General features: G+C 68.4%; 1 protein-coding gene (cut by a window edge). It reads left to right on the top strand.

All coding sequences use genetic code 11. The features are described from left to right. Nucleotides 1-13,530 carry the final stretch of a non-ribosomal peptide synthase/polyketide synthase gene (locus NP3_RS01505; RefSeq protein ID WP_063036993.1) on the top strand. The gene continues 30,402 nt to the left of window position 1, outside the view, so only the last 13,530 of its 43,932 coding nucleotides appear in the window; its start codon lies beyond the left edge, outside the window; the stop codon is at nt 13,528-13,530.

Here is a 13,530-nt window from a genome sequence, read left to right as displayed (position 1 = left end):
ATCGATATCGACCAGGTGCGCGCCGAACTCGCGGGTGAACTGCCCGCGTACATGGTGCCGACCGCCTTCGTCGTACTGGAAGCGTTCCCGCTCAACGCCTCCGGCAAGCTCGATCGCAAGGCGCTGCCCGCGCCGGTATTCGAGGCGAAGGTGTTCCGCGCACCGTCCACCCCGATCGAGGAGATCGTGGCGGGTGTGTTCAGCGATGTGCTCGGCGTCGCACGCGTCGGGCTGGACGACGACTTCTTCGAACTCGGCGGCAACTCGCTGCTGGCCACCCAGGTGACCGCGCGCATCGGCGCGGCACTGGATACCCAGCTCGCGGTCCGCGATCTGTTCGAGGCGTCGACGGTCGCCGCGCTGGCGGCCAAAGCCGAACACAATGCCGGATCCGGCCGCACCCGGCCGCGGCTGGTCGCGGGGGAGCGCCCGGCCCGGATACCGCTCTCGCCCGCACAGCAGCGGTACTGGTTCCTCAACCAGTTCGATACCACCACCTCTGCCGTGGACAACATCCCGCTCGCGGTGCGGTTGTCCGGTGCGCTGGATGTGGCGGCGCTGGAAAAGGCGCTCGGCGATGTGTTCGCCCGGCACGAGGTGCTGCGCACCACCTACCCGAGTTCGGCCAGTGGCCCGCACCAGGTTATCCTGCCCGCCGACCAGGCCACCCCGGAGCTGACCGTTACCGATATCTCGGAATCGGACCTGGTCGGCGCGGTGATCGAATTCGCGCTCACCACCTTCGATGTCACCGTTCAGGTGCCGCTGAAGGTGGGGCTGTTCCGGCTCGCCGAACAGGAACACGTGCTGGCGTTCACGGTGCACCATGTCGCGGCGGACGGTTCGTCGATGGGCCCGCTGGCCCGCGACGTCATGGCGGCGTATGTGGCACGGGCCCAAGGTGAGATCCCGCAGTGGCAGCCGCTGCCGGTGCAGTACGCCGACTACGCGCTGTGGCAGCGTGCGGTGCTCGGCTCCGAGGAGGATCCGGAATCGCTCGCGGCACAGCAGGTCGCCTACTGGCAGTCCGCGCTCGCGGGCATGCCCGATCAGCTGGAGTTGCCCGCCGACCGGCCGCGCCCGCGCGCGCAGTCGTTCCAGGGCAAGGCGATTCGCTTCGAGATCGCACCGGACAAGCACGCCAAGCTGCACGAGCTGGCGCGGGCCAATAACGCCTCGCTGTTCATGGTCACGCATGCGGCGCTGGCCGTCCTGCTCTCGCGGCTGTCGGGTACCGACGACATCGCGGTCGGCACCCCGATCGCGGGTCGCGGTGAACGCGAACTCGACGATCTGATCGGTATGTTCGTCAACACCTTGGTGTTCCGGACGATCATCGAGCCCGGTGACACCTTCGCCGACCTGCTCGCCGACGTACGCGAACGGGACCTCGAGGCGTTCGCGAACGCCGATGTGCCATTCGAGCGGCTGGTCGAGGTGCTCAACCCGGAGCGTTCGACGGCGCGCAATCCGCTGTTCCAGGTCGGACTCTCGTTCCAGAACCTGGCCGAGACCACCTTCACGCTGCCCGGTCTTTCGGTCAGCGCGGTGAACTTCGATTCGCAGCTGGCCAAGACCGATCTGCACGTCACGCTGTACGACCGCTACGCCGAGGACGGCACGCCCGCCCAGATCGTCGCCGAATTCGGTTACGCCACCGACCTGTTCGACGAGTCGACGGTGCAGGGCTTCGCCGACCGCTTCGTGCTGGTGCTCGATGCCGTATTGGCTGATGCCGACGTGCGGGTCGGCGAGATCGATCTGCTCTCGCCCGCCGAGAACGCGCGAATCCTGCACGCCTGGAACGACACCGCGCACTCGCTCGACATCGACGCCTCGACCACGCTGGTGTCGCTGCTGGACGCCACGGTGGCGGCGAACCCGGATGCGCTGGCGCTGGTGGCCGAGGACGCGACGCTCACCTACGCCGAGTTGGACGGCCGGGCCAACCGCCTGGCGCGTCACCTGATCACGCTCGGTGTCGGCGCGGAGGACCGGGTGGCGCTGGCCATTCGGCGCTCGGTGGATCTCGTGGTCGCGATGTACGCGGTGGCGAAGTCGGGTGCGGCGTATGTGCCGATCGATCCCGATCAGCCCGCCGAGCGCACCGACTACATCCTGAGCACCGCGGCACCGGTCTGCGTGCTGACCACCGGCCGCGATGATTTCGACAGCACCGTGGCCGCGGTGGTGTCGATCGACGAGCTGGATCTATCCGGCGGCGCGGACGGTCCGATCTCCGACGGTGACCGGCTGCGGCCGCTGGTGGCGGCGAATACCGCGTATGTGATCTTCACGTCGGGCTCCACCGGCCAGCCGAAGGGCGTGGCGGTGCCGCATGCGGCGATCGTCAACCAGTTGCTGTGGAAGACAGCCGAATTCGGCCTCGGCGCCGACGACGCGGTGCTGCTCAAGACCGCGGCGACCTTCGACCTGTCGGTCTGGGAGTTCTGGTCGGCCGCCGTCTGCGGTGGCCGGTTGGTTATCGCCGATGCCGATGGTCACCGCGATCCCGCCTACCTCAACGAGCTGATGCGCACCACCGGCGTCACGACGCTGCATGTGGTGCCGTCGATGCTCGACGCGCTGCTCACCGAATCCGGTCGCCGCCTGCCGCAGTCGCTGCGGCGGGTGCTGGCGATCGGTGAGGCGCTGCCCGCGACGACCGCGCAGCGGTTCCGCCGGGACAACGCGGCCGAGCTGTTCAACCTGTACGGCCCCACCGAGGCCGCGGTGTCGATCACCACGCACACCGTCACCGATGCCGACAACGTGTCGGTGCCGATCGGTGCTCCGGAGTGGAACAGCCAGGTGTACGTGCTGGATTCGCGGCTGCGCCCGGTGCCGGTCGGCGTCTCCGGTGAGCTGTACCTGGCCGGTGCGCAGTTGGCGCGCGGCTACTTCGGGCGCGTGGACTTGACCGCGGATCGCTTCGTGGCCAACCCGTTCGGCGCGGGCGAGCGCATGTACCGCACCGGTGACCTGGTGGCCTGGAACAGCGAGGGCGGGCTCGAGTATCGCGGACGCACCGACTTCCAGGTGAAGATCCGCGGTTTCCGGATCGAGCTCGGTGAGATCGAGGCGGCCCTGCTGCGGCAGCCCGAGGTCGCGGCCACCGCGGTGCTCGCACACACCGACCCGAACCTGGGCGACCGGCTGGTCGCTTACGTGGTGCCCGAAGTCGACGAGCTCGACAACACGCGGCTGCAATCGGCGTTGGCCGCCGAGCTGCCGTCCTACATGGTGCCGTCGGTCTTCCTGACCCTCGATGCGCTGCCGTTGAACGCGAACGGCAAGCTGGATCGAAAGGCATTGCCGGAGCCCACCTTCGAGAAGGCGGTCTTCCGCGCGCCGGTCACCCCGATCGAGGAGATCGTCGCGAACACCTTCGCCGAGGTGCTGCACCTCGGTTCCGGAGAGAAGGCGCAGCGGCTCGGCCTGGATGACGACTTCTTCGCGTGGGGCGGTAACTCGCTGCTCGCGACGCAGGTCGCGGCGCGCCTCGGCGCGGCGCTGAACACCCGCGTCCCGGTGCGACTGCTGTTCGAGGCGCCGACCGTCGGCGCACTGGCCATCCGGGTCGAACAGCAGGCCGACGGGCGCGGACGGCACGCTCTGGTCGCCGGTCCGCGGCCGGAGCAGATTCCGCTGTCGCTGGCGCAGCAGCGGATGTGGTTCCTCAACCGCTTCGACACCCAGTCCGCCGCCTACAACGTCCCGATCGCGGTGCGGCTGACCGGCGCGCTCGATGTGGACGCACTGCGCGCCGCGATCGCGGATCTGGTGCGCAGGCACGAGGTCCTGCGCACCATCTACCCGGAGACCGAGTCGGGTGCGGTGCAGCTGATTCTGCCGGTGGGACAGGCGATTCCGGAGCTGGACGTCCGGACGGTCACACCGGATCGGGTCGAAACCGCCGTGGTCGAGTTGATTTCGGCGCCGTTCGACGTCACCGCCGAGGTGCCGGTGCGGGTGCGGTTGTTCGAGATCGCCACCGAAAGTCCGGCTCCCGAGTATGTGATCGCGATGGTCGTGCACCATATCGCCGGTGACGGTTCCTCGATGGGACCGCTGACGCGGGATCTGATGACGGCGTACGCGGCGCGCTCGGCGGGTGTAGCACCCAACTGGGCGCCGCTGGAGGTCCAGTACGCGGACTACAGCATCTGGCAGCGCGAACTGCTCGGCAGCGAGGACGATCCGGAATCGCTGATGTCCAAGCAGGTCGCCTACTGGCGGACCGCGCTGGCCGATCTGCCGGAGCAACTGGACCTGCCCGCGGATCGCCCGCGGCCCGCGGTGCAGTCCTTCGCCGGTGGCACCGTCGAGGTGCGCATCGACGCCGACACCCACCGCGGTCTCAGCGGCGTGGCGCAGGCCGAGGGTGCGACGCTGTTCATGATCGTGCACACGGCGCTGGCCGTGCTGTTGTCCCGGCTGTCCGGCACGGACGATATCGCGATCGGTACGCCGATGGCGGGCCGCGGTGAGGCGGCGCTGAACGATCTGATCGGTACGTTCATCAACACCTTGGTGTTCCGTACCCGGCTGGATTCGGCCGAGCCGTTCGCGGATCTGCTCGGGCGCCAGCGCGAAACCGACATCCAGGCGTTCGCGAATGCCGATGTGCCGTTCGAGCGGTTGGTCGAGGTACTGAACCCGGCGCGGTCGCAGGCGCGGCATCCGCTGTTCCAGGTGGGCCTGTCGTTCCAGAACCTGGCCCAGACCACCCTGGAATTGCCGGATCTCACGGTCTCCGGCGTGGACTTCGATACCCGCATCTCCCAGTTCGATCTGCACCTGATTCTCAGCGACCTGTACGACGAGTCCGGGGCCCCCGCGGGCATCGCAGGCATATTCACCTACGCCACCGATCTTTTCGACCGGAGCACGGTCGAAGGGTTCGCGGACCGGTTCACCAGGCTGCTAGGCGAGATCATCGCCGCGCCGCGCGCGGCGGTGGGCGACCTCGAGCTGCTCACATCGGTGGAGCGGGAACGGATGCTCGATGGTTGGAACGCCACCGCGCATCCGGTGCAGCCCGAACTGCTGCTCGACGGATACCGGCGCGCCGCGGCGGCGCACCCGGATGCCGTCGCAGTGGTGTTCGAGGGCGCCGAGCTCACATATCGGGAATTCGACGAGCGGGTGAACAAGCTTGCCCGCCTGTTGATTTCGCAGGGTGTCGGCGCGGAGTCGCTGGTCGGCCTTGCCGTTCGGCGGTCGCTGGATCTGGTCGTCGGCATGTACGCGATCGTGACGGCCGGTGGCGCGTATGTGCCGCTGGATCCTGATCATCCGGCGGAGCGGATCGCGCACATCCTGGACACCGCCCAGCCCGCGTGCGTGGTCACCACCGCGGCCGACGCGGTGCCGGTCCCCGCCGACATTCCGGTGCTCGAACTGGATTCGCTGGAGCTGGACGGGTTCTCGTCTGCTCCGATCGAACCCGGTGAGCTGCTGCGCCCGGTCACCCGGGACAACCCGGCTTACGTCATCTTCACCTCGGGTTCGACCGGTCGTCCGAAGGGCGTCGCGGTATCGCACGAGGCGATCAACAACCAGATCGAGTGGATGCTCGCGGAGTACCCGCTCGGCTCGGCCGACGTGTACTTCCAGAAGACCGCCACCACGTTCGATGTGTCGCTGTGGGGCTACTTCATGCCACTGCGCGCGGGCGCGAAACTGGTGGTCGCCACCCACGACGGCCATCGCGATCCGGCCTACGTGGCGGATGCGATTGCCGCGCACGGGGTTACCGTCACCGACTTCGTGCCGTCCATGCTGACGGTGTTCGCGGCACAGCTGGCGGCGGGCTCGCTGCCGACGCTGCGGGACGTGTTCGTGATCGGTGAGGCGCTGCCGCCGGAAACGGTGACGGCGTGGCGGTCCGTTTCGGATGCGCTGCTGCACAACCTGTACGGGCCGACCGAGGCCGCGGTGTCGGTGACCTACTGGCCCGCGCGCGAGACGGATGTGCGCACCGTGCCGATCGGCTTGCCACAGTGGAACACCCAGGTGTTCGTGCTGGATTCGCGGCTGCGGCCGGTGCCCGCCGGTGTGGCCGGTGAGCTGTACCTCGCCGGTGATCAGCTGGCCCGCGGTTACGTCGCGCGCCCGGACCTGACCTCGGATCGCTTCGTGGCCAACCCGTTCGCGCCCGGTGCGCGGATGTACCGCACCGGCGACCTCGTGGTCTGGCGCGAACCCGCGGATGCGGGCTACCGCCTCGAATACCTGGGTCGCACCGACTTCCAGGTGAAGTTCCGCGGCCAGCGGATCGAGCTCGGCGAGATCGAGACGGCGCTGCTCGCTCATGCCGCGGTGAGCCAGGCGGTGGCGCTGGTGGCCGCGTCGGCGCTGGGCGACCAGTTGGTCGCCTACGTGGTGCCCGCGCCGGGTCAGTCGATCGACCAGCGGACACTGCTGGCCGAGGTCTCGGATGTGCTTCCGGCCTATATGGTTCCGGCGGCCATCGTGGTGCTCGACGCCTTCCCGCTGAATTCGAGCGGCAAGCTCGACCGCAAGGCACTGCCCGAACCGACCTTCAGCACGCGCGAATTCCGCGCCCCGGCAACGCCGGTGGAGGAGATCGTGGCGGGCGTCTTCAGTGACGTGCTCGGTATCGAGCGCGTGGGCGCCGACGACGACTTCTTCGCACTCGGCGGCAACTCGCTGGTCGCCACCCAGGTGGTCGGCCGCCTGAGCGCCGCGATCGGTGGGCGGGTGCCGGTGCGCGCGCTGTTCGAGGCGCCCACTGTCGCGGCCCTGGCGGTGAAGCTGGAGCAGCTGTCCGGTGTGGGCGAGCGGCGGCCGCTGGTCGCCGGTCCGCGACCGGATCCGGTGCCCTTGTCGCTGGCGCAGCAGCGGATGTGGTTCCTGAACCGCTTCGACACCGAGTCGGCGGCCTACAACCTGCCCATCGCGGTCCGGTTGACCGGTGCGCTGGATGTCGACGCGCTGCGGGCGGCCATGGCGGATCTGGTCGGCAGGCACGAGATTCTGCGGACGGTGTACCCGGAGACCGCGGGCGCCCCGGCGCAGGTGATTCTGCCGGTGGCGCAGGCTGTTCCGGCACTGGAGCTGCGGCCGATCGTCGCCGCGGAGCTGGAATCCACGGTGATCGCGGTGATGGCGGCGCCGTTCGACGTCACCGCCGAGGTACCGGTCCGTATCGAGCTGTTCCAGGTGACCGACGCTCCCACGGACGCGAACGAATTCGTGCTGGTACTCGTGGTGCACCACATCGCCGGTGACGGTTCGTCGATGGGCCCGCTGACCCGGGATCTGATGACGGCGTACGCGGCGCGCTCGGTCGGCGAGTCGCCCACGTGGACGCCGCTGCCGGTGCAGTACGCGGACTACTCCATCTGGCAGCGCGAGCTGCTTGGCAGCGAGGACGATCCGGAGTCGTTGGCGGCCAAGCAGATCGCCTACTGGCAGTCGGCATTGGCGGATGTGCCGGATCAGCTGGATCTGCCCTCGGATCGCCCGCGTCCCGCGGTGCAGTCCTTCACGGGCGGCAAGGTCGAGCTGAGCATCGACGCCGAAACGCATCGTGCGCTGGTCGGTTTGGCCAGGGCCGAGGGTGCGACGCTGTTCATGGTGGTGCACACCGCGTTCGCGGTCATGCTCTCGCGCCTGTCCGGAACCGATGACATCGCGATCGGCACACCGATGGCAGGCCGCGGTGAGGCCGTGCTCGACGACCTGATCGGCATGTTCGTCAACACCCTGGTGTTCCGCACCCAGCTGGAGCGCGGCGAGGCGTTCACGGATCTGCTCGGGCGCCAGCGCGAAACGGATATCCAGGCGTTCGCGCATGCGGACGTGCCGTTCGAGCGGTTGGTCGAGGTGCTGAACCCGGTGCGGTCGCAGGCGCGCCATCCGCTGTTCCAGGTGGGCCTGTCGTTCCAGAACCTGGCGCGGACCACGCTGGAACTGCCCGGACTCACGGTGGCCGGATTCGATATCGACACCCAGCTCTCGCAGTTCGATCTGCATCTGATCGTGGCGGACAGCTACGACGAGGACGGCACTCCGTCGGGGATCGGCGGGTACTTCACCTATGCCACCGATCTTTTCGACGCGGATACCGTCCGTGGCTTCGCCGATCGCTTCGCTCGTGTGCTCGCCGAGATCATCGCGGCGCCGCGCTCGGCTGTCGGCGATCTCGAGATCATGGCCGCGGATGAACGCCGCGAACTGGTCTCCGGCCGGAATGCCACAGCGCACCAGGTGGATTCGTCCGCGACGCTGGCCTCGCTGCTGGATCGGACCGTGGCGGCCACGCCGGACGCGGTGGCGCTGGTCGGCGACGACGGCGCTGCCGTTACCTACGGCGAGCTCGACTCCCAGGTGAATCGTCTTGCCCGGCACCTGATTTCGCTGGGTGTCGGACCGGAGGCGCGGGTGGCGCTCGCGCTGCGCCGCTCGGTGGATCTGGTGGTCGCGATGTACGCGGTGACCCAGGCCGGTGGCGCGTACGTGCCGCTGGATCCGGATCAGGCGGGTGAGCGGACCGACTACATTCTCGAAACCGCTCGGCCGCTGTGTGTGGTGACCAACGCCGACACCGATTTCCAGACCTCGGTGACCGACGTCGTCCGGATGGACGAACTCGCGGACGTCACGGACGCGCCGATCGCCGACGCGGAGCGGATCGCGCCATTGCGCGCGGCGAATACGGCGTACGTGATCTTCACCTCGGGTTCTACCGGTCGCCCGAAGGGTGTCGCGGTGCCACATGCGGCGATCGTCAACCAGTTGCTGTGGAAGACGAGCGAATTCGGTCTCGGCGCCGAGGACGCGGTGCTGCTCAAGACGGCCGCGACCTTCGACCTCTCGGTGTGGGAGTTCTGGTCGGCGGCGGTTTCCGGTGGCCGACTGGTCATCGCGTCGGCCGACGGACATCGCGATCCGTCCTACCTCAACACGCTGATGCGCGGTACCGCCGTCACCACCCTGCATGTGGTGCCGTCGATGTTGGATGCCCTGCTGATCGAATCGGACGGACAGCTGCCCGAGTCGTTGCGCCGGGTGCTGGCCATCGGTGAGGCGCTGCCCGCCGCGACGGCGCAGCGGTTCCGGGAGTCGAACGCGGCCAGCCTGTTCAACCTCTACGGTCCGACCGAGGCCGCGGTCTCGATCACCAACCACGAAGTGACCGATGCGGACACCGTCTCGGTGTCGATCGGTGCGCCGGAGTGGAACAGCCGTGTCTACGTGCTGGATTCGCGGTTGCGTCCGGTGCCGGTGGGTGTTTCGGGTGAGTTGTATCTGGCCGGTACGCAATTGGCCCGCGGCTACTTCGGCCGGGTCGATCTGACCGCGGAGCGGTTCGTGGCCGATCCGTTCGAATCCGGCGCCCGGATGTACCGCACCGGTGACCTGGTGGCCTGGAATGCGCACGGTGAGCTGGAGTACCGCGGCCGCACCGACTTCCAGGTGAAGATCCGCGGTTTCCGCATCGAGCTCGGCGAGATCGAGGCGGCGCTGCTGCGGCAGACCGCGATCGCGTCGGCCGCGGTCCTCGCGCATACCGATCCGGCACTCGGTGACCGCTTGGTCGCCTATGTGGTTCCGACCACCGGCGAATTCGACAAGGGTGCGGTGCAGTCGGCATTGGCCGCCGAGTTGCCGTCGTATATGGTGCCGAGCGCCTTCTTGGCGCTGGACGCCCTGCCGCTCAATGCGAACGGCAAACTCGATCGAAACGCTTTGCCGCAGCCCACCTTCGAACATGCCGCCTTCCGCGCGCCGGTTTCTCCGGTCGAGCAGATCGTGGCCGGTGTGTTCGCCGATGTGCTCGGCATCGAACGGATCGGCGCCGACGACGACTTCTTCGCACTCGGCGGTAACAGCATCCTGTCGATCCAGCTGGTATCGCGGGCGAAGGCACAGGGCGTGGTGTTCTCCGTGCGTGACGTCTTCGACCAGCGCAGCGTCGCCGGACTCGCCTCGATCGCGTCCTCGGCCGCGGATCTGCGGCAGGCGACCATGGCCGAGCTGCCCGGCGGTGGGATCGGCGAGATCCCGCTGCTGCCCGGCATCGCGGCGGTATTGGCGAACGACACGGCGTACCAGCGCTTCTCCTACGAGGCGGCGGTGGCACTGCCGAGCGAACTCGACGGGGATCGGCTGCGTGCGGCGATCGCCGCCCTGGTCGACCGGCACGATGCACTGCGCACCCGGTTGCGCAGGGTCGACGAGGTCTGGGAATTCGAAGCGCTCGAGCGCGGTGCCATCGATATCGATGCGCTGGTGCACGAGGTGGCCTTCGATACCGCCCTCGACGACGACTACGGCTATGACGAGCTCATGCGCCTGGCCGACAACGAACGCGCGGCCGCCGCGGATCGCCTCGATCCGGCCAACGGTGTGATGGCGCAGTTCGTGCGCTGCACCGCCGACCGGCTCGATGGCGGCAACTTCATGCTCGTCGTTATGCACGGCTTCGTGGCCGATCCGAAGTCCCTGGGCATCCTGACCGGCGATCTGCTCGATCTGATAGCCGACGACCAGGTCGCCCTGCCGGAGGTCGGTACCTCACTGCGGCGTTGGGCATACGGCCTGACCGAGCAGGCGACCGGCCGCGCCGCCGAACTGCCGTTCTGGCAGGAGGTTTCGGCCACACCCGATCCGCTGCTCGGCGCGCGGGCCTTCGATCCGGCGCTGGACACCGTCGCCACGACGCGACGGGTTCGTATCGAGGTGCCGACGGAGATCTCCGAGGTCCTGCTCACCACGGTTCCGTCGCGGTTCCACGGCGGCGTGCCGGACGGGCTGCTGTCGGCATTGGCCATGGCACTGGTGCGCTGGCGCGGTGCGGAGCACGGATCGGATGTGCTGATCCGGCTCGACGGTGACGGCCGGGCGGCGGTCGACGGTGCCGAATTGTCGCGCACCGTGGGCGCTTTCACCGCCGTCTATCCGGCCCGGCTCGCGCTGAGCGGGATCGATCTGGCCGAGGCGTTCGACGGCGGCGCTGCCGCCGGTTCGATCATCAAGTCGGTGAAGGAGCAGCTGCTCGCGGTGCCCGATCAGGGCGTCGGCCACGGGCTGCTGAATCTGCCGCTGGCGGGTCAGGTCGGCTTCCGGTACCAGGAAGCGGCGATCAAGACCGAGCGGGATGCCACCATGCCCGCGAACGGTGCGCTCGATATCGCCGTCACCGTCGGCGACGAGGACGATGGTCCGCGGTTGCTGGCCACCTTCGAGTTCCCGGTCGGGCTGCTGTCTCCGGAGCAGGTGCAGGAGTTGGCGGAGCTGTGGGTTGCCGCGCTGACCGCGCTGGCGAAGCACGCGCAGCGGCCGGATGCCGGTGGTCATACGCCGTCGGATCTGCCGTTGGTGCAGGTCGGCCAGGCCGATATCGACCTGTGGGAGCAGACCTACCCGGGCCTCGACGACGTCTGGCCTGTCTCGCCGCTCCAGTCCGGTCTGCTCTTCCACGCGCTGATGACCACGGCCACCGTGGACGTCTACACCATGCAGGCCGTGGTGCAGCTGGCCGGAGCGGTCGATGTGGCGCGGTTGCACGCGGCCGCGCAGGCGATCCTGGATCGATACCCGAACCTGCGCACCGCATTCGTCACCGATTCCACCGGTCAGGTCCGCCAGGTCGTGCTCGATCGGATCGAAGTGCCCTGGCGCATAGAGGATCTCACCGATGTGCCGGAGGCGGAGCGGGTCGCCGAACTGCGTCGACGGATCGATGCCGACCATGCCGACCGCTTCGATATGTCCAGCCCGCCGCTGGTGCGTTACACGCTGTTGCGCACCGCGGCCGAGGAATGGACGCTGGCGATCACCACGCACCACGTGCTGATCGACGGCTGGTCGATGCCGCTGCTGATGCGGGATCTGCTGGTGCTCTACGCGACGCGCGGCGATCAGTCGGCACTGCCGCAGGTCTCCTCCTACCGCGACTTCCTGGACTGGCTCGCCACTCGCGATCAGGACGTGTCGCTGCGGGTCTGGGCCGATGCCTTCGACGGTGCGACCGAACCGACCGAATTGGCGCCGCCCGCGCGGACGGCCGAGACCTACGAGACCGCCAAACTGATCACCGAGATCGATGCCGACCGCACCCGTCAGCTGACCAAGCACTGCGCCGAACTCGGCATCACGGTCAACACGCTGGTGCAGGCGGCCTGGGGCATCCTGCTCGGCAGGCTCACCGGCCGCGCCGATGTGGTCTTCGGCGCCACGGTGTCGGGTCGGCCCGCCGAACTGCCAGGCGTGGAATCGATGGTCGGTCTGTTCATCAACACGCTCCCGGTCCGGGTGCGCATCGATGACCGCGCGACCATCGACGATCAGCTCGAGCGGTTGCAGCGCGACCAGACCGAGCTGCTCGACCACCACTACGTCGGCCTGTCCGATATCCAGCGGGCCGCCGGAATCGCCTCGCACTTCGACACCCTGCTGGTGTTCGAGTCCTACCCGATCGATCGGGAGGCGATCGCCGCGGCGAGTTCGATCGACGGCATGTCGGTGACCGGTGTGGGCATGGAAAGCGCGACGCACTACCCGCTCACCCTGCAGGTGACCGCGGAGTCCACCCTCGAATTCACCTTCGAGTACCTGCTCAGCCGTTTCACCGCCGAAGAGGTGGAAACCTTGTCCACCAGGCTGATTCGGGTGCTGGACGCTCTGCTCGGTGATCCGGCCGGACTGGTCGGCGATATCGATATCCTCGATGCCGGTGAGCGGGCCCGCCTGCTCGTCGAATCCGGTATCGCGGCAACGGCGCCCGCACCGGAACCGGTGGGCCGCGTCGGTGCGCGCACGGTGTCGCGGGTGCTCGCCGAGGTGGTCGAGGCCGATCCCGAGGCGCCCGCGCTGCTGGTGGACGGCGACGAAATCGCCTACCACGCCCTGGATCGCCGTTCCTCGCAGCTGGCCCGGGTGCTCATCGCACACGGCGCCGGACCCGGCGACGTGGTGGCCCTTGCGCTGCCGCGTTCGGAGGATGCGGTGGTCGCGGTCTGGGCCATCCAGAAGGCCGGTGCCGCCTGCCTGTTCGCCGGTGATCTCTCCGCCGCCGAAATGGCAACCGCCGGAGCCGGTTTCGGTATCACGCTGGAACCGGCCGACGGCCCGATCAACTGGCTGGTCCCGAGCGATCCCGCGGTCCAGGCCGAATTGGCCGCCGCCCCATCGCACCCGGTCTCCTACGCCGATCGGGTCCGCCCGCTCGCCGAGGAACACCCGGCCTTCGTGATCCTCACGGCCGACGGGGCGGTACGCGCCTTCAGCCAGACCGAGGCACTCGAACAGGCCGAGCAGGTCCGCTCGGAGTACGACATCGATTACGAGTCGACAACCTTCACCACCGCCATCTCGGGTCGAGCCGCATTCCTGGAGTCCATGACAGCCGCCGTCGCCGGTGCGTTGTCGGTACTGCCCGGCGCGGACGACATCGCGGACGACCTGGCCGACGGCGAGGTCACCCACTGGTTCGTCACGGTGGGCGAGGCGACCGATGCAGCCGACGAGGACGTGCGAATCGTGATCGTTGAGTAA

It is taken from the genome of Nocardia pseudovaccinii NBRC 100343, from assembly GCF_001613225.1.
Classification (GTDB): domain Bacteria; phylum Actinomycetota; class Actinomycetes; order Mycobacteriales; family Mycobacteriaceae; genus Nocardia; species Nocardia pseudovaccinii.
Note: the sequence above shows the minus strand (reverse complement) of the source record. Positions and strands in the feature narration are given on the sequence as shown.